Genomic DNA, 22,136 nt, shown 5'->3' with positions numbered 1-22,136 from the left:
CTTATATTAAGGTTTTAAAGAACTACTTCTTCATTTATGAAGATGCATAGTTTTTTATGCAAGAGTTTCAACTCTTGTATTCCTTTTTCTAGTCAACCTTGTGGGGGCGGGAATATGAAATCAAATTTCGAACTTTGATTTCTATCTCGCTCCCTTTTTCTATAATTTTTAGTGTAAGACAGATATAATGTAAATAATAGTAGTCGAAATTAGAATTGGCGGTGGAATTTGTGAGACAGATAATCAAAAAGCTTTATATGTTTATTATTAGCTTGTTAAATTTAATTTATAGTAAAAAAAAGCTGAAGAATAATCATATCGTGGTCATGATGACATTTGCAGAAGATGTATTACCCATTGTAGAAGCGCTAAATAGAAAATTATATAAAATTACAGTAATAGGTAAAGAAGAAAATAGAAAGTATATGAAACAATTTGAAAATGTCACATTTCTACCTGCAGGTAATAAACAAGTATTTCAACATATTAAAGCGTTAAGCACAGCCAAGGTGATTATAATAGATACGTATTATTTAATGTTTGGTGGTTTCAAGAAAAAAAAGAACCAGACTATGATTCAAACATGGCATGCTGCTGGTGCACTGAAAAACTTTGGACTCCGAGATCATCAAGTAGACTTATCGAACCAAAGTATAGTCAATCAGTATCAAAAGGTTTACCAAGCTACAGATAAGTATTTAGTCGGTGGAGAACCAATGGTCACTTGTTTTAAAGATGCATTTGAAGCTAAGGATGAGCAATTTTTAAAAACAGGATTACCCAGATTGATGCCTTACACTATGTTAAATGTTGAAAAAAGACAACAAGAGCTTAAGGAACAATATAGTATAGAAGGGAAAGTAGCAGTGTATGTGCCGACGTATAGAGAACATAAGCAATTTAATCGTAATATTGATAAAGTGAATTTTGAAACGGCATTGCCGGGCTATACTTTATTGAGTAAATTACATCCTTCTATAGCAAGTGATAATCAAACAACGATTAATCTGCAATCTCTTATGATTATGGCAGATGTGATTATAAGTGATTATAGTTCATTGGCCATTGAAGCAAGTATTTTAAATAAGCCTACATTATTTTATGTATACGATGAAAAACAATATGAAAAGGAACGCGGTTTGAATTCATTTTATTATGAAATACCCGCTCAATATAAAGCTTATAGTGAAGAAGTGTTAGTATGTAAACTACAAGAAAATAGTACTGAATGGTCACCATTATTTGAAGCGTGGCATGAATACAATGCTAAAGATAGTTTAACGCAAGTCATTCACTATATAGAGAAAATGGTGAAATTATGAAGATATCAATAATTATTCCTGTATATAATGCAGCAAACACAATTCGTAGAGCAATTGCATCGGTAGATACGAAGCAAAATTATGAAATCATCTGTATCAATGATGGTTCTACGGATAAGAGTAAAACAGTTCTAGAGCAATTACAAAAAGAGTATAAAAATATTACGCTAATTAACCAAGAGAACAAAGGTGCAGCCGCAAGTAGAAATAAAGGACTTGAACATATGACTGGTGACGTTTTTATGTTTTTAGATGCTGATGATGAATTTTTAACGAGTAGAATTGATTTTATGGCAGATTTTTATCAAAAAGCGGAAGATGTGGATATCGTTTTAGGGCAAATAGCTAAAGGCAAACATGGTGAGTGGCAACCAATATATACGCATCAAGAGATTCAAAAGCTAGAAAAGATAGAGTTAGCGCAATGCCCTGATATCATGCAGTCAATTGGTCCAGGTGGAAAGATGTTTAACGCACAATTTGCTAATTTACGGTTTGATGAAGATGTTGTTTTTTGCGAAGAACATTGTTTTATTATAACAGCGTATAAAAAAGCGAGAAAAATTCAATTATTGCCAAACATTGTATATGGATATAATGAAGTGGAAGGATCCGTTACAAATCAACGCGCAGAACAATTTGAAGCATACATGTTAGATGCTTTAAAAGTGAGGACACGTGTAATGGATATATTGCCATCCAAAGATGAAAAAACATATTATAGCTATCGTATGGACGAATTAATAGTAAGTTACTTACTACAAGCATATATCGAAAAAAATAATATAATCACTAAAAAATTATTAGATACTGTAACAACATACATCAAAACGATGCAAAAAACAGATTACTCTGGTAAGGCTATGTTTAGAATTATTAAAGTGGTTGAACAAGGGAGTAAAAAATGGAATAAAGCACTCTATCAACAATGGAGAGAAACCCTTTTAAACGTTGGAATCGGCAGACCTAATTATTATCGTTTTAAAGTAGAAGTACTGCCAAAGCGTGCAAAATTAAGAGGAAAGATGAAATTAAAATATTATTTGAAACGCTAAAAAATGGCGGAATTCGTAAACTTTTGAGCAATATGCTATAATTTTTAAAAATGTAAATTTTAAATTAATATTTTGTAAAGGGAGCATATACTTATGAAACGAGTTATTACTTATGGCACGTATGATTTATTACATTACGGACATATAGAATTATTGAGAAGAGCTAGAGAAATGGGCGATTACTTAGTTGTAGCATTATCAACAGATGAGTTCAATCGTGTAAAAAATAAAAAATCATATTATAATTACGAACAACGTAAAATGATGTTAGAATCAATTCGTTACGTTGATTTAGTTATTCCAGAAGGCGGTTGGGGTCAAAAAGAAATCGATGTTGACCGTTATGAAATAGATACATTCGTTATGGGTCATGATTGGGAAGGTGAATTTGATTTCTTAAAAGAGAAATGTGAAGTCATTTACTTAAATCGTACAGAAGGTATCTCAACAACTAAAATTAAAAAAGAACTTTATGGTGACGCAGAAAAATAAAGTGAGCTTGATATTGATATGATGTCGAAGGAATCATTTTTTTAAAAACTGAACATCAAAGTTAACGAAACCAAGTCGTCTCGTTTTTGTGTTTACACAAAATTGAGACGGCTTGGTTTTTTATAATGAAAAAACCACTGTCATATAAATTCATGTTGGGTCGAATTTAATGACAGTGATTTTGATTTAAATGTGTTGAATAGGAGCAGTACTATTCAATGGTTAAGGCTTAATTATTTACGTTTTGATATTTTTTTGAATCTATCCAAAATCAAGTACACAATAATTGCAAGTGCGGCGATGAGTAAGACCGTGCCCAATAATGTTAATATTGGATGATCATCCCAAGATGATTGTACAACTGTAGTTGCTTTATGAACGAGTGGTTTTTTCACACTTACTGTTGGTGGACCGTATTTATCAGAAATAAATTTTCGATCGTAATCAACGTGTATTTTGCCATCTTCTACCACAAGTTTGTAATTATTTTTATCAAAATCTTTTGGTAACACATCATAAAGGTCTTTTTCTACATAGTACGTATCGCCATTAATTTCTTGTTCACCTTTAGATAATATCTTTTCACGTTTATATTGATCAAAAGACATATTCATTAAGGCGTTCCCAATCTTATTACGTTCTTTCTCGCCACCGAGCGACTTGTAATTGCCGGCTCCCATGATAGCTTGATTAATTCTTAACCCATCACGTTCAGTTGTAATTGTGTGGTTGTAATCTGCGATGTCACTTGAACCGGTCTTCAAACCGTCAGTACCTTCTAAGCTCATATCAGCACCTTCAAGTGAATGATTGAAAGTGTAATAAGTAACGCTGTGTTGTGTAGGTGCAAGTTGTTTTGTAAAGTGTAAGATTTTTGGTGTGTCTTGAACAGCACGTTGTGATAAGATAGCAAAATCTTTCGCTGTTGAAGTCGAACTCTCTTCATCTTTATATTTCTCTGGTGCAAAGTCTTTTAACAGAGTATTTTCTGCACCTGTTGGGTTAACGAAATGAGTGTTTTTCATACCTAAAGATTTTGCTTTTTTATTCATCGTGTCTGTAAAATCTGAAACATCACCAGAAACTTCTTTTGCTAAAATGAGTGCTGCCGCATTACTAGAGTTTGAGACTGTTATTTGAAGTAATTCTTTGATAGTGTATTTCTCACCTGGGTAAAGTTTTGTGTTGCTAATTTTTGGTAAAGTGGACATCCGATAATGATCTTCTGTAATTTTTACCGTATCATCTAAAGATAAATTTCCTTTATTGACTGCATCAAGTGTAAGGTACATCGTCATCAGTTTGGTCATTGAAGCAGGATACCAATCTTTATTCATCTGATACTGATAAAGAATTTGACCTGTTTGAGCAACGTTAACTGCACCTTCTGGCTGGTAGTCTTCGGAAACACTTTGACCGTATTGGTTTGCTATTTGCGTAGGTGTTACTGTTTCTGCATCGGCAAAAGGTGTTATAATTGTACCAAAGAAGAGTACAGTTATGATTGTCAGAATTAACTTTCTCATAATTACATTCCCTCTTAATATTCAGTTTTAGTGCAATAGAAATATCTTAGCACATTTAGGGCAATAATAAAATGTTATAGCAATGCTTTTTAGCCTTGTTGTGCTATAGAGAAATGATTGTGCAAAACATAGTTGTGTGGAATTGTATGCGTAACATCTGTATTACTATTATGTTGAACTGCTCACTTTCATTAAATAGTAACTGAATTTCAAAATCATTTTAGAAGAGGTAATAAACATGAAGCAAGAGAATCCATTGTTCTACTTATTTAAAAAATTATCTTGGCCAGTGGGGCTGATTGTGATTGCTGTAACAATTTCTTCATTAGGTAGTATCACAGGACTACTTGTACCCTTTTTCACTGGTAAACTTGTTGATAAATTTTCTTTTGAAGATGTTAACTGGATGTTCATTGTCGCGTTTATATCTATTTTTATCATAAATGCGTTATTAAGTGGTTTAGGTTTATATTTATTAAGTAAGATTGGTGAAAAGATTATTTATGCTATTCGCTCAGTTTTATGGCGACACATCATTCATTTGAAAATGCCCTTTTTTGACCAAAACGAAAGTGGACAATTAATGAGTCGTTTAACAGATGATACAAAAGTCATCAATGAATTTATATCTCGTAAGTTACCGAATTTGTTACCTTCAGTATTAACTATTATAGGTTCGTTAATTATGCTTTTTATTATGGATTGGAAAATGACTTTATTAACTTTTATCACTATTCCAATATTTATTCTTATCATGGTACCTTTAGGTAAGGTTATGCAAAACATTTCTAAAAAAACTCAATCAGAAATTGCCAACTTCAGTGGCTTACTTGGCCGTGTATTAACAGAAATGCGCTTAGTTAAAATATCAAGTACTGAAAAGCTTGAATTGGATAATGCTCATAAAAATTTGAAAGAAATTTATTTTTTAGGTTTAAAACAAGCAAAAATCACGGCTATCATACAGCCTATATCTGGTGTGATCATGTTACTTACAATAGCTATTATTTTAGGCTTTGGTGCGATTAGAATTTCTACTGGTGCGATTACAGCGGGCACATTAATTGCAATGATTTTTTATGTTATTCAACTTTCTGCGCCACTCATTAATTTATCTACTTTAGTGACAGACTATAAAAGAGCAGTAGGTGCTAGTAGTCGTATTTATGAAATTATGGAAGAACCTACTGAACCTTTGGAGTCTAATCAAGGAAGCAAAATCATTGATGGTAGCCTAACATTTAAGAATGTTGATTTTAAATATGGCGTTAAACCAATACTTTCAAATGTCTCTTTTGATATACCACCGAGCAAAGTGACGGCATTTGTTGGACCATCGGGGTCAGGTAAAAGTACGATCTTTAACATTATTGAACGTATGTATGAAATTGAAGACGGTCACATTACATATGGTGGTAAATCTATTTACGATATCTCGCTTGGAGATTGGCGTGAGAAAATTGGCTACGTGATGCAATCAAACGCATTAATGAACGGTACGATCAAAGATAATATTTTATATGGTATTAATCGTGAAGTGACAGAAGATGAGTTAATCCATTATGCACGCTTAGCCAATTGTCATGAGTTTATCGAACAATTTGATGATGGCTACGAAACAGTAGTGGGTGAACGTGGCTTAAAATTATCTGGTGGACAGCGTCAACGTATAGATATTGCACGAAGCTTTGTTAAAAATCCAGATATTTTATTATTGGATGAAGCTACTGCCAATTTAGATAGTGAAAGTGAACGTAAAATTCAGGATGCCTTAGAAGAATTAATGGAAAATCGTACGACAGTTGTTATTGCACATAGACTCTCTACTATTAAAAAAGCAGAACAAATTATTTTCATTGATGGTGGTGAAGTTACAGGCAAAGGAAGTCACCAAGAATTAATGGAAAACCACGAAAAATACCAACAGTTTGTACGTACACAAAATTTATCGAAATAGTAAAAAGCGAAAACCACGATTAAAAATCACTTCTGTGTATTCGCTTTCATAAGAAAATACGTACATTGTCCTATTAGATTTGTGTTTTTCACTACGATAATCGAACCATAAAATTGTTATTTTATATAAAGTCCATACATGCTATAATTATTGTGCATTATTAAGAAACAATGACTTGAAAAGTATATATTTAAATATATAAATAAATGAATTAACTAAATAGGGATAAGTAATATAAAAGTGAACACATTAGAGGTTGTTATAAATGTGCAATTGCCGAATTTGGCAATCATATAATGCGTTTGCTTTAATTATTCCGATACATAGCAACAAGTTACTTTTAGAAGTTCATTGTTATCATCGATTTAAAAAGGAATGGTGGGTGTATTATGTTTTTAGTGATCAACATAATTGGATTATTTGTTTTCTTAGGACTTGCTGTACTATTTTCTAGAAACAAAAAAAATATCCAATGGAAGTCGATTGGGATATTAGTCGTTTTAAACTTATTCTTAGCTTGGTTCTTTATGTCTTTTACTTGGGGAAAAACAGCTGTACAAGGTTTAGCAAATGGGATTTCTTGGGTTATCGATTCTGCCCATGCAGGGACTGGCTTCGCTTTTGCGAGTTGGGTAGAACCTGGCGCAATGGATATGGCAGTAAGCGCGTTATTTCCAATATTATTAGTTGTTCCATTATTTGATATCTTGATGTATTTCAATATATTACCAAAAGTGATTGGTGCAATTGGCTGGGTGTTAGCTAAAATTACGCGCCAACCTAAATTCGAATCATTCTTTGGGATTGAAATGATGTTTTTAGGTAATACTGAAGCACTTGCAGTATCAAATGAACAATTGAAACGAATGAAAGAAACACGTGTACTAACGGTCGCAATGATGTCGATGAGTTCGGTTTCAGGTGCGATTGTAGGTGCATATGTGTCTATGGTGCCGGGCGATTTAGTATTGACGGCAATTCCATTAAATATCATTAATGCGATTATTGTTTCTTCAATTTTAAATCCTGTATCTGTAGAGGAAAAAGAAGATATTATTTACAGTATTCGAAATGATGAAATAGAGCGTCAACCATTCTTCTCATTCTTAGGAGATTCAGTATTAAATGCAGGTAAATTGATTTTAATTATCGTAGCATTTGTCATCAGTTTTGTAGCACTTTCTGATTTGATTGATCGCTTTATCAACTTGCTTACAGGTCTTGTAGGTGGTTGGGCAGGCCTTAAAGGAAGCTTTGGATTAGATCAAATTTTAGGTGCATTCATGTATCCATTCGCATTACTGCTTGGTTTACCGTGGGATGAAGCATGGATTGTAGCACAACAAATGGCGAAGAAAATTGTAACGAATGAGTTTGTAGTAATGGGGCAAATTAAAGATACAATAGATTCTTATTCTCCTCATAGACGTGCAGTTATTACGACATTCTTGATATCATTTGCGAACTTCTCAACAATTGGTATGATTATAGGTACATTAAAAGGTATTGTTGATAAAAAAACGTCAGACTTCATATCTCAATACGTACCTATGTTATTACTTGCAGGTATCCTAGTGTCATTAATGACTGCAGGATTTGTAGGCTTGTTTGCTTGGTAAGAGGTTGTAGTTAAAAAATAGCTTCCAATATGGCATTTATCAAAAACTACTCACAAAGTATTATAACTTTGTGGGTAGTTTTTTGCGTTTTTTCAAAAATTTTTTCATGGCTTGATATTTTACATAAAAATAAAGCCAAGTAAATGAAGTGAGGAGACACATTCATCATTACTTGGCTTTTACGGGAAATGAATTAATTATATACTAATAGTAAGGACTAGGTACCATTAATATACTCGAGCAAAAATTGTTTTGTTTGTTACTATAAACAACACAAAGGAGATGGCTTCTTATTGGCTATCAATAAGAAGATAGATTTTATTATAGCAAAGGAATGTGCTAAAGTAAACCGAAAATTCAGAATTTTTAAAAATCAAATTTTTTTCGTTTTATAACACTCTTTATAATTGCGTTTTGAATATAATTTTTATGGATTTTTATGCTAGTGGATGTTGTGGTATTGCTCATTTTTTGCTAACATTCAATTGATTGAAGCAAATACAAGGGGGTCGTGTAGGTGAATAAAACAGTACGTGATTTAATATTAGTCCTATTTGGGTCATTTGCATTCTCAGCAGGGGTAAATACATTTATTATATCTGCTGATTTAGGTGAAGGAGGAGTGACCGGTTTAGCAATCGTACTATACTATGCCTTTCATATTTCTCCTAGTATTACCAACTTTGCATTTAACGCTGTGCTTATTGCAATTGGTTATAAATTTTTAAGTAAAAGAAGTATGTATTTAACGATTGTAGCTACAATATTAATATCCATATTTTTAGAGCTAACAGCAAGTTGGCAAATCGAAACTGGAAATATCCTAGTTAATGCTGTATTCGGTGGTTTATGTGTTGGTTTGGGTATTGGTGTTATTGTACTCGCTGGTGGTACAACAGCTGGAACAACGATCTTAGCAAGAATTGCTAATAAATATTTGGATATCAGTACACCATATGCATTACTATTTTTTGATTTGATTGTAGTAGCAATTTCACTAACAGTAATCCCAATTTCTAGTGCGTTAGTAACTGTTATCTCATTATATATTGGTACTAAGGTAATGGAATATGTAATTGAAGGTTTGAATACGAAGAAAGCAATGACTATCATCTCAAGCAACCCTGATGAAATAGCAAAAGTTATTGATGAACAAGTTGGGCGTGGATTGACTATTTTAAATGGTAGAGGTTATTTCACCAAACAAGATAAAGATATACTTTATGTTGTAATCACGAAAACGCAAGTTACAAAAGCGAAGCGTTTGATAAGAAATATAGATGATGAAGCCTTTTTAGTTATTCATGATGTGCGCGATGTTTATGGTAATGGTTTCTTGATTGATGAACATTAATCTATTTTAAAACTTACGTTCTTGTAATGTAAATAAAGATTTTTTTTACTGTCGATGAAGTTTCTTAACTTCATGGCAGTTTTTTTGTGCACGCTTTCCGTGGGAGTCGGCACAAGTGACTGCCTTTTTGGGAAGTAAAGTTATGGATAAAATATACTGAATTTAAATGAATTCATGTATTAAATTGTTGATAGGTATTACTATATAATCATATTCTACTCGCTTGGCTAGGACAGGGTCTCAGTCTGTAGTCTTCAACTTGTACTAAATTCTCCTGTTAGCTGTCGGATGAAGATCGACGACACTAAATTAATTGTAAAATATCTAATCGTTTTCATTGTAATATCACACTATATAGGACTATAAAAGCGATGTTATTCTCCTTTTAATGTATAATAAATTCATCGAAACATGGGTTGGAAATGGTGAGATTTAATAGTCATAATATATAAAAAATGATATAATATCATCTGTGATAATGATTATCATTTATTAAATTGAACTAATGATATATAGGATGAATTGAGACGAATTAAATGTAAAAACATATATAGCGCATTAAGCTTATTTATATAGGAAGAAGGGAATTTATGAATCGCTTAGAAGGAGAACAAGTTACTATTGGATATGGGGAGAATGTCATAGTTGAAAACTTAGATGTCCATATACCTGACGGTAAAATTACATCCATTATAGGGCCAAATGGTTGTGGGAAATCCACATTATTGAAAGCGTTATCGAGATTATTGCCTATTAAAAGTGGCGAAATCAAGTTAGATGGTGGGAACTTACACGCACAAGCAACCAAAGATATTGCCAAGAAAATTGCGATTTTACCACAATCTCCTGAAGTTGCGGATGGTCTTACAGTTGGAGAATTAGTATCTTACGGGCGTTTCCCACATCAAAAAGGTTTTGGACGTCTTTCAGCAGAAGATAAAAAAGAAATCGATTGGGCGTTATCAGTTACAGGAACATATGAATTTAGACTACGTCCTATTAATGATTTAAGTGGGGGTCAACGTCAAAGAGTATGGATAGCTATGGCATTGGCACAGCGTACAGATATTATCTTTTTAGACGAACCAACGACTTTTTTAGATATTTCACATCAATTAGAAATTTTAGAGTTAATCACGCAATTAAATAGAGAACAAGGTTGTACTATTGTTATGGTTTTACATGATATTAACCAAGCTGTACGATTTTCAGATCATTTAATCACTATGAAAAATGGCGATATTATTGCTAATGGTGAGACTGAAGACGTATTAACTAAAGAAATTTTAGAAAAAGTATTCAATATAGACGTTGAAATTAGCACCGACCCAAGAACTGGGAAACCTATGCTAGTGACATACGATTTATGTAGAAAAAGTTATTCGGAAGTTTAGAGGCTAGTTATGACCACAAAGAAAAAAGGGAAATTGAATTTTACTACTACATTTATAATAGTGTTTGTATTGTTAGTAGTTGCTTTAATTGTGTCGATTCTATATGGGGATGCAAAAATCCATATATCTACTATATTCGATGCAGTGTTCAATTATAATCCTAAAAACCAACAACATAATATAATAAGTGAAATACGTATTCCAAGAGATATCGGGGCAATCTTAGTAGGGGTTGCCTTAGCAACTTCAGGCGCTGTAATTCAAGGTGTTACTAAAAATGGACTGGCTGACCCAAGTTTAATTGGTTTAAATGCTGGCGCATCATTTATGTTGGCACTTACTTTCGCATTTTATCCATCAGCACCCTTCATCATATTGATGTTAGCAGGCTTTATTGGTGCACTTATAGGTGGTTTCTTCGTCTTAATGATAGGAAGATCAAGAAGCGATGGCTTTAACCCGATGAGAATTATATTAGCCGGAGCAGCAGTTAGTGCGTTGTTAACAGCCTTAAGTCAAGGTGTCGCGCTATTATTTAGATTAAACCAAAGTTTAACATTTTGGAGTGCTGGCGGCGTATCTGGAACAACTTGGAACCAGTTGATGTGGGCAGCACCGTTTATTTTGGTGGCGCTGATTATTATGGTTAGTATGAGTAAACAATTAACGATTTTAAATTTAGGTGAAACATTGGCTAAAGGCTTAGGACAAAATGTGGCGTTTACACGTGCTATCACTTTAATTTTGTCTATGGTAATGGCTGGTGTAGCTGTTGCTATGGTAGGACAAATTGCATTTGTTGGCTTGATGGTGCCACATATTGTGAGATACATAGTCGGTACAGACTATGCCCGTGTAATTCCACTCACAGCATTGGTTGGTGGCTTGTTGATGCTTGTAGCTGATACAGTTGCACGTATGTTAGGTGAAGCACCAGTTGGAGCCATTATTTCCTTTATAGGTGTACCTTACTTCTTGTATTTAGTTAAAAGAGGAGGTCGCTTCTCATGATAGATCCAAAACTGAGATATAAACAATGGTTAACAATGGTGGTTTTGATTGTACTTGTACTACTTGCTTGTGCGTGGAGTATGACCTCAGGTGAGTATAAAATGTCGATAGGAACGTTCTTTAAGACATTATTTGGTCAAGGAGCATACACGGACACATTGATATTAATGGAATTTAGAATGCCACGGATGATTATTACGATTTTAGCTGGTGCAGCATTAGCTATGAGTGGTGCCATTATCCAAAGTGTTACAAAGAACCCGTTAGCTGAGCCAGGTATACTAGGCATTAACGCAGGTAGTGGTTTTGCTATAGCGCTATTTATTGTTATAGGCAATGTAGATGCTGGGAATTTTGTCTATATACTACCCCTCGTAAGTATGATTGGCGGTGTCTTAACAGCATTTATCATCTTCTCATTTAGTTATAATAAAGGTGAAGGCATTACGCCTGCAAGTATGGTACTTGTTGGGGTAGGTATGGCTACTGCATTAAGTGGTGGTTCACTTACTTTAATGTCTACATTTGATGAAGCTCAATCAGAATTTATTGCATCTTGGCTTGCCGGTAATATTTGGGGCGATGAATGGGCATTTGTAATCGCATTTTTACCTTGGGTTCTCATATTGATTCCATTTTTATTATTTAAGTCTAATGTTTTAAATTTATTAAATACACATCAACACATAGCTCAAGGTGTGGGTGTGAAAATTGGTAGAGAACGCATCGTATTATTACTCGTTGCAGTTATATTATCTTCTACAGCTGTTTCAGTAGCTGGTTCAATTGGTTTTATTGGTTTATTAGGACCACATATTGCTAAATCGATTGTTGGTCCAAGACACCAACTCTTTCTACCTATTTCAATATTAATAGGTGCATTTTTACTTGTGTTAGCGGATACGTTAGGGCAAGTGATATTACAACCTTCAGGTATCCCGGCAGGTATCGTGGTCGCAATCATTGGTGCACCTTATTTCTTATATTTAATGTATAAAACAAAATCAGTATAAATTATACGAGATTGAAATCTGGGACATCAATATCCCATTTTTCTAATCAGCCTTGTGGGGGCGGGAATATGAAATCAAATTTCAATTTTTGATTTCTATTCCCGCTCCTTTTTTATTTAAGTAATGTTGTTAATTTAATGATTTCCAAAGAAATCATTATCAACTTTCATATGTTAGCGTTTGCATTCGTGTGTAGGGTATACTATAAATGAACATTCAAATTAGGAGGTCATCTCTATGAAAAAACTAATTAAAGATAAAACACAATTTTTAACAGATATGTTGGATGGGCTTTCATTAACGAATAATGAAATTGAAGTCATTGCAGATACTGTTGTTGTAAGAAAAGATAAGAAAAAGCAAGGCGTTGCTCTAGTTTCTGGTGGTGGAAGTGGTCACGAACCTGCACACGCTGGCTACGTAGCAGAAGGTATGCTCGATGCAGCTGTCTGTGGAGAAGTATTCACATCACCAACACCTGATAAAATTCTAAGTGCAATTAAAGCAGTTGATAATGGAAACGGTGTATTACTAGTAGTGAAGAACTACGCAGGCGATGTTATGAATTTTGAAATGGCACAAGAAATGGCAGAAATGGAAGACATACAAGTGGCAACCGTTATTGTTAAGGATGACATTGCAGTCAGCGATGAAGATAAAAGAAGAGGCGTTGCTGGCACAGTATTAGCACATAAATATGCTGGTTATTTAGCAGACCAAGGTGAGTCATTAACTAACATTAAAGAAAAAGTAGACCAATTTTTACCGAGTGTTAAAACGTTGGGAATGGCTTTAACTGCACCAATGGTACCGACAACTGGTCAATATGGATTTGATATTGAAAGTGATGAAATGGAAATTGGTGTAGGTATACACGGAGAAAAAGGACTTTCTAGAGAAAAAGTGGAAACTGTAGATCAAATTGTCGAGAGATTAATTAAAGCATTAATGGAAGAAGTAAGCTCAGAAAAACTTATAGTTATGGTAAATGGTATGGGTGCTACGCCGTTATCCGAGCTTAATATCGCAGCAAAATATGTAGCAGAAAATTTTCAAGAGAAGCATATTGATGTTGCACATTGGTTTGTAGGAGATTATATGACTGCATTAGATATGCAGGGTTTATCTTTAACATTAGTCCCATATACAGAAGAAGTATTAACAGCATTAACTGAACCTACAGCAAGCCCTTACTTTAATTAATAATTAATTAGTCTTAGATACGATAAGGAGTGGAACGCAAATGAATGTAAATGAATTAAAGGAAAGATTACTTAATTTAGTCGAAGTGTTTGAAGAAAAAGAAGCATTATTAACAGAATTAGATAGAGCTATAGGTGATGGCGACCATGGTGTGAACATGGTTAGAGGATTTAAAGCCTTGCCAGATAAAATAGATGATAGTTCCATGCAAAATTTATTCAAGTCTACAGGTATGACATTGATGTCTAATATCGGTGGCGCTTCAGGTCCGCTATATGGTTTTAGTTTTGTAAAAATGTCGCAAGTTGTAGGAGATGAGTTAGATGCTACAAACTTAAAAGAAGTATTGAATTCATTTTCTGAAGCAATTAAGCAAAGAGGGAAAGTTGAATTAAATGAAAAAACAATGTATGACGTTATAGAACGCGCAAATGAAGCGGCACAACAAGGTGAAATTTTAAATGCAGATGTGCTTCAAACATACGCAGAGGAAACAAAAGATATCGTTGCGACAAAAGGACGAGCATCGTATTTTAAAGAAGATTCAAAAGGTCACATTGACCCAGGTGCACAGAGTAGTGTTTATATCTTAAACGCATTGATTGGAGATGAATAATTATGACGAAAATTGTAATTGTGAGTCATAGTAAAGATATTGCAAACGGTACGAAAGCATTATTGGAACAAATGGCAGGAGATGTTCCAATATTAATACAAGGTGGCGTCAGAGGTAAAATTGGAACATCTTACGATCATATTCAAGAAATGATTAATGATTTAGACGATGATGCACTTTGTTTTTATGATATTGGCTCTGCAGAAATGAACTTAGATTTAGCTATTGAAATGTATGAAGGTGAGTATCAAGTAGAAAAAGTCGATGCACCAATTGTTGAAGGCAGTTTTACAGCTGCTGTCAAATTATCAGTAGGCGCTTCTATCGAAGAAATTGTTGAAGATTTGAAACACAATTTAGGATAAATAATTTATTAATTGATGAAGACTTCTGATAAAAATCAGCTAATAAATATATTATAAGGTCTTCAATTAATATGGCAAAAAGATTCATTTTTATATGAATATATAAATGGTCTGTGGTAGAATAGAACCTAACTGTTATAGAAATCTGGATACCTAGGAGGACATTGCCATGAAAGATTTAATACAAAAGCATGTCTTAAACGGCGAATTCGAATCAGTAAAACGTTTAATGTCCCAGACAGATTTTATGGAATTTGAAGAGGCTTACATTTCAAGTGCACATGAAGTAGAAAGTATCATGTTTTATACATGCATTTTAGATATGATGAAAGTAGAAGAAACTGCAGAAATGCATGATTTAGCTTTTCTATTATTAGTTTATCCATTAAGTGAATTACAAGGTGCATTGGATTCAGCTTATTATCATGCAGAATCATCCATAAAACTTACGGACAGTAAAGAAGTGAAAAGTCTGTTACAAATGTTATTGTTACACGCAGTTCCCGAACCAGTCATTTCTGATAAAAAAGCATTTGATGTGTCTCGACAAATACTTAAATTAGATCCGTCTAATAGTGTTGCGCGTAATGTGCTTAAAGAAACGGCTAAACGTATGGATAATGTCGTTGTAGACTTCAATGAGCTTAATCGTTATAAAAATGCACATTAATTAACATGCTTAGCAATAAAGCGTATTTAACCGAAAAACTCATTTTTTAATTGAGGTTTTCGGTTTTTAATTTTTCTTTTCTATAAAAAGCTGCTTGTCACACTATACATAATAAAATTGCACTATAGTTATAGAAATACAGTAATCATTTAAAGGATGGGATATGTAGGTAAACTTGAAAGCAATAAAAAATTAAAAATTTTAGAGTTTTAAATCAGTGATAATTAGTGCATAATAAATGTATAAAATTTCAAAAACAAAAGCTTTAGACTGTTTTAAGCCCGATAATATAGAGTTTTAATTTATATTTAAAAATAAAAATGAATTTTTAAATGTATGTAAATTCATTGGAAGGTTAGTGTAAAAAATAATTAATAGTGTGAATTTTAAATTTGTCGTGTTGCAAAATAATGACAGTGCGTTATAATAACTCAATGTGTTAACTTAAGAGGAGGTTATAAATCACATGGGCTTGAATAAAGAAGCTATAAAAATTGGTTTCGCTTATGTTGGTATCGTAGTAGGTGCTGGCTTTTCAACGGGACAAGAAGTAATGCAATTCTTTACTCCTTATGGACTTTGGTCATATTTAGGAGTTATTATATCAGGGTTGATATTAGGATTTGCAGGTCGACAAGTTGCTAAGATTGGTACTGCATTCGATGCGCAAAATCATGAATCCACTTTAGATTATTTATTCGGTGGTGTATTTAGTAAGATAATTGACTATTTACTTATCTTCTTCTTATTTGGTATCTCAGTCACAATGATTGCAGGTGCAGGATCAACGTTTGAAGAAAGTTTTGGCATACCAACGTGGTTAGGTGCATTAATTATGGTTATTGCTATCTACATTACATTATTAATGGACTTTAACAAAATAGTACGTGCGTTAGGTATTGTAACGCCATTCTTAATTATTTTAGTTGTTATCATTGCAGTATTTTACTTATTTAATGGAAATATTTCCTTTGCAGAAGTGAACCAAACAGTTCCAGAGGCGAGTATTTGGAAAGGTATTTTTTACGGTATTATTTATGGTGGTTTAGCATTCGCAGTTGGTTTTAGTACAATTGTTGCTATTGGTGGCGATGCTTCTAAACGTAAAATATCTGGTGCAGGTGCGTTATTTGGTGGGGTTGTATATACAATATTACTAGGGCTTATCAACTTTGCATTACAATCAGAGTATACGGCAATTAAAGATGCTTCTATTCCAACACTAACGTTAGCAAATGAAATTCACCCTTGGATTGGTTTAGTATTATCTATTATTATGTTAGCAGTTATGTATAATACAATTCTTGGTTTAATGTATTCATTTGCTGCAAGATTTACAGCGCCATATAGTAAAAATTATCATGTATTTATAGTTGCAATGGTGCTCGTAGCTTTTGCATTAAGTTTCGTAGGTTTTGCAGACTTAATTAACTTCTTATATCCAATCATGGGTGTAATTGGCTTAGTTGTAGTTATTGCAGTTATTATTAAATACTACTCTAGAAAAAATCAAAATAAAGATCACATTGCTTAATTGTGGTGAAATAAAGTATAAATAGAACTAGGACATAAATCTTAGGTTTAATAAATGGCTGTTAGAATCCAATTGGATATCTAGCAGCCATTTATTGTTTTAAAATATTATATTAACCTAGATAGAAATAGAATTTATAATTATAAACGGCAGTTGCTTAATTTGATTTTAAAATAAAGAATATAGCAGTTTTTTCTATTATAATCGTTCAAATAAATACTACTACGTACTTATTAATTATGATACAATGCATGCGAAAGGGAAGGTCGAGCATGAAGAAAAAACATAAATGGACAATTATCGCTATTGTTGTTTTTGTTGTCGTTGCAATTGTGATTGCAATATTACTCAAGCAGCAATATGATCGACAAAGTGCACAAGAATATAAAGAAAAAGTACAAATTAATAATGAAAATGTCAATGCATTTACTAATATAACGTATAGTAGTGGGATACCCAATAGTCGCTTAGATATTTTAACACCTACTGAATTAGATCAAGATAATAAATTGCCTGTCATTTTTTGGTTACATGGTGGAGGATTTATCGCAGGAGATAAACAATATAAAAATCCGTTATTATCAAAATTTGCTGAACAAGGTTATATCGTAGTGAATATTAATTATGCACTTGCGCCTGACTATAAATACCCCACACAGTTAAAACAAATTGATCGTGCAGTTCAGTTTATTAAACAGAACAAACATGAGTTACCTATAGATTTTGATCAAGTTGTTTTCGGTGGTGATTCAGCAGGTGCCCAATTATCCAGTCAATTTACAGCTATCCAAACAAATGAATCATTACGAGAAGATATGGAGTTTAATCAACAATTTGAACCAGATCAAATAAAGGCAGCAATCTTTTTTGGCGGTTTTTATGATATGAAAACAGTGAGAGAGACAGAGTTTCCTAGAATTCAGCTCTTTATGGAAAGTTATACTGGCAAAAGAGATTGGGAACAACAGTTTAGATATATCAGTGAAATGTCTACGATAAACCAAGTGACAAAAGACTATCCACCAACATTTTTATCAGTAGGGGACGCAGATCCATTTTATAGTCAAAACATTGATTTTTATAAAAAATTAGAAGAAAAAGATGTTCCTGTAGATAAACTGTTTTATGATGGATCACATAATTTAAAACATCAATACCAATTTCATATGCAATTACCAGAGTCACAGCAGAATATGAAAAACACATTGAGTTTCTTAAGTAGAAATACAAGTGCTTCTGGTGTAGAGAGAGAATTGAAACCCGAATCAAAAAATCCAGACGGTGTTCAATTGAATCCTTATTAAGGTGTTGAATTAGTTCGAAGTAATAAAGTTTATATATATGATTTCAACAAAACAGCTTATAGATCTCCTGTAATGGATACTATAAGCTGTTTTTAGTTCTAGTCTTCTTTGACAGGCCGGACTCATATAACGAAATATTATTAGGAAAATTAGATTTCTGTTCTATTCCCATTTATTAATTTATAATTAAACTACAATAGTGAAACGTTTAATATATAAACATTGAGGTAGACTAAAGTAATAACTTAGACATTATATATTTATTGAAATAACGCCCATCAATATAAAGTTTATCTCGAAGTTCACCTTCAATTTGATATCCAGCTGCTTTAAATAAAGCTACTGCTGTTCCATTCTCTGGGACTACAGAAACTTCGATGCGGCGAATGTTATGGTTTAAACACCATGCTTCAATAGAATTAATAAGTGATTGACCGAGACCTTTTTCGCGATAGTGTCTAATAACACCCATAGAAAAATTTGCTTCATGACGTGCACGTTCCAACTTTTCAGTTGTAACGATTGAAAAACCAACAAGTTCTCCGTTGTTTTCCGCAACATATATTGCGTTTGAAGGTGATGTTATATAATGTTCCAAGTTTGAAACGGCATCACTGTTCGATGGAGCATATTCACCAGGATTATAAACTAAATATTCAGATTCATCATAGATAGTAGTTAATAATTTTATAAATGGATCTATATCATTGATACCGATTTCACGAATTTGATGAACCATATGTGTCCACTCCTCATTTCTATTTTGCTAATACTCAGTTATAGTATAACTTAACATCATTAGCATGATTTTACTAGGAGATATTTAAATTGGGCCAAACTAATATAAAGGAAGTATAACTATGAAACCTAATATTTTATTAGCAGGTGTAACAGGCTATATAGGAAAAAACTTAATACAATCCATTAAAGATGACGCGCTGCTTTTTACGATGTCGAAATACCCTAAAGAAGATGATTTTCAAGAGGTAACATGGTTGAAAAAAGATATTTATAATTATAATGATGTCCTGGAATCAATGGAAGGCATGGATATGGCTATCTATTATTTAGATCCAACCAAGCATTCAGCAAAGCTGACAAAAGCAACAGCTAGAGATATGAATTTAATTGCTGCTGATAATTTTGGGCGTGCTACGGCTAAAAAAGGGATTAAAAAAATTATTTATATTAGTGGTAGTCGCTTTGATAATGAGTCAGTAGAGCGATTGTCAGCATATGGAACGCCTGTTGAAAAAACAGAAGTAAAAGTTTCACGACCTCATGTGGCAGTGGAGTTGCAAGTTTCAAAGTATGATGATGTGCGCAGTGCGCTCAATGTACAGCTACCAATGAACTGGACCTTAAATCAGATGGTAGAATATTATTTCGATTGGTTAAATGAAACTAAAGGAACGATGTTACATACTTATAATGAGGGCGATAATTTCGTTGTTTATATAAAAGATAAGCGCAACCCAATACTCGTACTTCATAAAAGGATAACAGAAAGCGATATGATTACATTAGATTTAGTAAGTGGATCGATAGTGAAACCGAATCTTACAAAACAAGGAAAATTAGAATTTCGAAAACTGGAAGGAACACAAACTGTAATCGTTCATTTATATGATTATATTCCTAAACTCATCTGGCCGGCGTATTATTTGTTTCAATCGCCATTTCAAGATTTGATGATGAGAGGATTCGAAATAGATTGTCGTATTAAACATTTCAATGGTCGTATACAGTCAGGTGAAGAAATAAAATATACTAAATAACTGAAAAGGTGATCATGTGGAGATTTTATTAGTAGAAGATGATATGACATTATTTAAAGAACTGAGTGAAGAATTAGAGCAATGGGATTTTCAAGTACATGGCATCAGTGATTTTAATGATGTTATGTCAAAGTTTGAAGAAGTGAATGCTGCAATTGTAATTATGGATGTTAAATTACCTAAGTATGATGGTTTTTATTGGACTCGAAAAATAAGAGAAATCTCCAATACACCTATTCTATTCTTATCTTCACGGGATAATCCAATGGACCAAGTTATGAGTATGGAATTAGGGGCAGATGACTACGTCCAAAAACCATTTAATACGAGTGTACTTATTGCAAAATTACAAGCTATATACAGACGCGTCTATCAATTTAGCATTGAGGAGAAGCGTGTATTGTCCTGGCAGGAAACGACTTTAGATTTATCTAAAGATAGCATTAGTAAAGGTGATGCTCAAATCTATTTATCTAAGACTGAAATGGTTATTTTAGAAATGCTAGTGAAAAAGCAAAATCAAATCGTTACTAGAGATACTTTGATTACAGCATTGTGGGATGATGAAGCATTTGTAAGTGATAATACGTTAACAGTTAATGTGAACCGTTTAAGGAAAAAGTTAGCTGATATTGATATGAACGATGCGATTGAAACTAAAATAGGTAAAGGATATATGGCACATGGCTAATATCAAATGGTTACTTATCTTTCTTCGCTCACGTTTAAATTGGATACTTTGGCTAATATTATTACATTTCATCTTTTTATTTATTGCATATTTAGATTATGATATCAGTGTAAGTAGTATTTTTTATATTATTATTTTAAATTTAGGAATCTCAGTTATTTTTTTATTATATACATATATAAAGGAAGTAAAATTTTTCAAACACTTGTACAATAACATCGAGCCTGAGGAACTAAAGCATAAATCACTTGCTGATACACCGTTTCAACAAGAAATGGTAAATTATTTATATAATCAAATTACAAGTCAGAAAATGTTAGTTACGAGTCAAAAAAAACAAATTCAAACAACTGAAGCCTCATTAACTGATTTTGTGCATGATATTAAGACACCAGTAACAGCAATGAAGCTACTGATTGAAAAAGAGCAGGATGTAGAGCGAAAGTACGCCTTGCTTTATGAGTGGTCTAGAATTAATGGAATGCTAGACAGGCAATTATTTTTAACGAGATTAGAGTTTCAAAATAATGATTTGTACTTTGAACATGTAGCGTTAAAACGTCTTATTATAGAAGAAATACAAATTACCAGGTATATTAGTCAATCTAAAGGGATTGATTACAATCTGGATTTCGAAGCGGATTACGACGTCTATACAGATACAAAATGGTGTCGGATGATGATAAGGCAAATTTTATCTAATGCCATCAAATATAGTGAAAATAGTACAATTCACATTAAGGCACATCTAATTAAAAACCATGTAACACTTGAAATTACAGACGAAGGTAGAGGAATTAGTAAGAAAGATTTGCCAAGAATTTACGATAAAGGATTTACTTCCACTGCTTATCGTAATGAGACCACTTCATCAGGTATTGGTTTATATTTAGTAGGTAACGTCAAAGGAAAATTAGGAATTCGAGTGGATATCACTTCAGAAGAACAAATTGGGACAAAGGCTACATTCATGTTTCCTAATCAAAATGAACTTGTTGCAAGATTATCTGAAAAGCTTTGAAATCTTTTATGATTTCAAAGCTTTTCTAATTATGAATATAAAGCATTAATTATGAAATTCACTAATTTAAAATGAGAAATATAATATATCTTTGAGAAAATTATATTTTGAATAAAACTTTGAGTTACGCAAAATTGGAATGTTAAGAAATTGTAAATTTAATTGTGGAAATGTAAATTTTGTGCTATTTTCATATAAGGACAAATCAACA

General features: G+C 32.8%; 20 protein-coding genes. 18 read left to right on the top strand and 2 right to left on the bottom strand.

Features of this window, described 5'->3' with window-relative positions; translation table 11 throughout:
- The first annotated feature begins 230 nt into the window (after positions 1-230).
- The 3 genes from tarB to tagD all read left to right on the top strand — a co-directional run bounded on the left by tarB (position 231) and on the right by tagD (position 2,869).
- Positions 231-1,322, top strand: a complete 1,092-nt coding sequence (tarB, locus tag M4L39_RS05185) for a teichoic acid glycerol-phosphate primase TarB (protein ID WP_277581086.1) — start codon at positions 231-233, stop codon at positions 1,320-1,322.
- A complete protein-coding gene (locus M4L39_RS05180) occupies positions 1,319-2,377 on the top strand; it encodes a glycosyltransferase family 2 protein (RefSeq protein WP_277581085.1) in 1,059 nt (352 codons plus the stop codon). The genes tarB and M4L39_RS05180 overlap by 4 nt, the downstream gene beginning before the upstream one ends.
- A 93-nt stretch (positions 2,378-2,470) precedes the next feature.
- On the top strand, positions 2,471-2,869 hold the full coding sequence (gene tagD, locus M4L39_RS05175; protein ID WP_021339380.1) for a glycerol-3-phosphate cytidylyltransferase: 399 nt from the start codon (positions 2,471-2,473) through the stop codon (positions 2,867-2,869).
- A 233-nt stretch (positions 2,870-3,102) separates the two neighbouring features.
- On the opposite strand, the gene pbp4 is transcribed toward tagD, so the two are convergent.
- On the bottom strand, positions 3,103-4,395 hold the full coding sequence (gene pbp4, locus M4L39_RS05170; RefSeq protein WP_277581084.1) for a penicillin-binding protein PBP4: 1,293 nt from the start codon (positions 4,393-4,395) through the stop codon (positions 3,103-3,105).
- A 238-nt stretch (positions 4,396-4,633) separates the two neighbouring features.
- On the opposite strand from pbp4, the gene M4L39_RS05165 reads away from it, so the two are divergent.
- From M4L39_RS05165 to M4L39_RS05110, 12 genes are all read left to right on the top strand, one after another.
- Positions 4,634-6,352, top strand: a complete 1,719-nt coding sequence (locus M4L39_RS05165; protein WP_277581083.1) for an ABC transporter ATP-binding protein — start codon at positions 4,634-4,636, stop codon at positions 6,350-6,352.
- A gap of 389 nt (positions 6,353-6,741) precedes the next feature.
- Entirely contained in the window at positions 6,742-7,971 is a 1,230-nt protein-coding gene (locus M4L39_RS05160; RefSeq protein ID WP_277581082.1) for a NupC/NupG family nucleoside CNT transporter, read from the top strand.
- Between the two features lie 517 nt (positions 7,972-8,488).
- Complete coding sequence (locus M4L39_RS05155; protein WP_277581081.1) at positions 8,489-9,325, top strand: YitT family protein; 837 nt, start codon at positions 8,489-8,491, stop codon at positions 9,323-9,325.
- A gap of 590 nt (positions 9,326-9,915) precedes the next feature.
- Entirely contained in the window at positions 9,916-10,719 is an 804-nt protein-coding gene (locus M4L39_RS05150; protein ID WP_277581080.1) for an ABC transporter ATP-binding protein, read from the top strand.
- 9 nt (positions 10,720-10,728) lie between these two features.
- Positions 10,729-11,730, top strand: coding sequence for a FecCD family ABC transporter permease (locus M4L39_RS05145; protein ID WP_277581079.1), 1,002 nt, complete (start codon positions 10,729-10,731; stop codon positions 11,728-11,730).
- Positions 11,727-12,743, top strand: a complete 1,017-nt coding sequence (locus M4L39_RS05140) for a FecCD family ABC transporter permease (RefSeq protein WP_277581078.1) — start codon at positions 11,727-11,729, stop codon at positions 12,741-12,743. The genes M4L39_RS05145 and M4L39_RS05140 overlap by 4 nt, the downstream gene beginning before the upstream one ends.
- A 237-nt stretch (positions 12,744-12,980) precedes the next feature.
- Positions 12,981-13,946 (top strand): dihydroxyacetone kinase subunit DhaK, encoded by a 966-nt coding sequence (gene dhaK / locus M4L39_RS05135; protein ID WP_277581077.1) that lies wholly within the window; start codon positions 12,981-12,983, stop codon positions 13,944-13,946.
- Positions 13,947-13,986: 40 nt separating this feature from the next.
- Positions 13,987-14,562 (top strand): dihydroxyacetone kinase subunit DhaL, encoded by a 576-nt coding sequence (dhaL, locus tag M4L39_RS05130; RefSeq protein WP_277581076.1) that lies wholly within the window; start codon positions 13,987-13,989, stop codon positions 14,560-14,562.
- Positions 14,563-14,564: 2 nt separating this feature from the next.
- A complete protein-coding gene (dhaM, locus tag M4L39_RS05125; protein ID WP_277581075.1) occupies positions 14,565-14,927 on the top strand; it encodes a dihydroxyacetone kinase phosphoryl donor subunit DhaM in 363 nt (120 codons plus the stop codon).
- 169 nt (positions 14,928-15,096) lie between these two features.
- Complete coding sequence (locus tag M4L39_RS05120) at positions 15,097-15,597, top strand: hypothetical protein (RefSeq protein ID WP_277581074.1); 501 nt, start codon at positions 15,097-15,099, stop codon at positions 15,595-15,597.
- A gap of 466 nt (positions 15,598-16,063) precedes the next feature.
- Complete coding sequence (locus M4L39_RS05115) at positions 16,064-17,131, top strand: YkvI family membrane protein (protein WP_277581073.1); 1,068 nt, start codon at positions 16,064-16,066, stop codon at positions 17,129-17,131.
- A 272-nt stretch (positions 17,132-17,403) separates the two neighbouring features.
- Positions 17,404-18,435 (top strand): alpha/beta hydrolase, encoded by a 1,032-nt coding sequence (locus tag M4L39_RS05110; RefSeq protein ID WP_277581072.1) that lies wholly within the window; start codon positions 17,404-17,406, stop codon positions 18,433-18,435.
- 232 nt (positions 18,436-18,667) lie between these two features.
- Here M4L39_RS05110 and M4L39_RS05105 read toward each other — a convergent pair whose 3' ends face one another.
- Positions 18,668-19,174: a GNAT family N-acetyltransferase gene (locus M4L39_RS05105; RefSeq protein WP_277581071.1), complete on the bottom strand. Its 507-nt coding sequence runs from the start codon at positions 19,172-19,174 to the stop codon at positions 18,668-18,670.
- A gap of 121 nt (positions 19,175-19,295) precedes the next feature.
- Between M4L39_RS05105 and M4L39_RS05100 the strand changes: the two genes are divergently transcribed.
- The 3 genes from M4L39_RS05100 to M4L39_RS05090 are packed head-to-tail and all read left to right on the top strand — an operon-like array spanning position 19,296 to position 21,925.
- On the top strand, positions 19,296-20,213 hold the full coding sequence (locus tag M4L39_RS05100; RefSeq protein WP_277581070.1) for a 3-beta hydroxysteroid dehydrogenase: 918 nt from the start codon (positions 19,296-19,298) through the stop codon (positions 20,211-20,213).
- A 16-nt stretch (positions 20,214-20,229) separates the two neighbouring features.
- Positions 20,230-20,904 carry a response regulator transcription factor gene (locus M4L39_RS05095; protein ID WP_277581069.1) on the top strand — a complete coding sequence of 225 codons (675 nt, stop codon included), beginning with the start codon at positions 20,230-20,232 and terminating at the stop codon, positions 20,902-20,904.
- On the top strand, positions 20,897-21,925 hold the full coding sequence (locus tag M4L39_RS05090; RefSeq protein ID WP_277581068.1) for a sensor histidine kinase: 1,029 nt from the start codon (positions 20,897-20,899) through the stop codon (positions 21,923-21,925). Before M4L39_RS05095 ends, M4L39_RS05090 begins: the two co-directional genes overlap by 8 nt.
- Positions 21,926-22,136: the final 211 nt, after the last annotated feature.

It is taken from the genome of Staphylococcus equorum, from assembly GCF_029531845.1.
Taxonomy (GTDB): domain Bacteria; phylum Bacillota; class Bacilli; order Staphylococcales; family Staphylococcaceae; genus Staphylococcus; species Staphylococcus equorum_C.
Note: the sequence above shows the minus strand (reverse complement) of the source record. Positions and strands in the feature narration are given on the sequence as shown.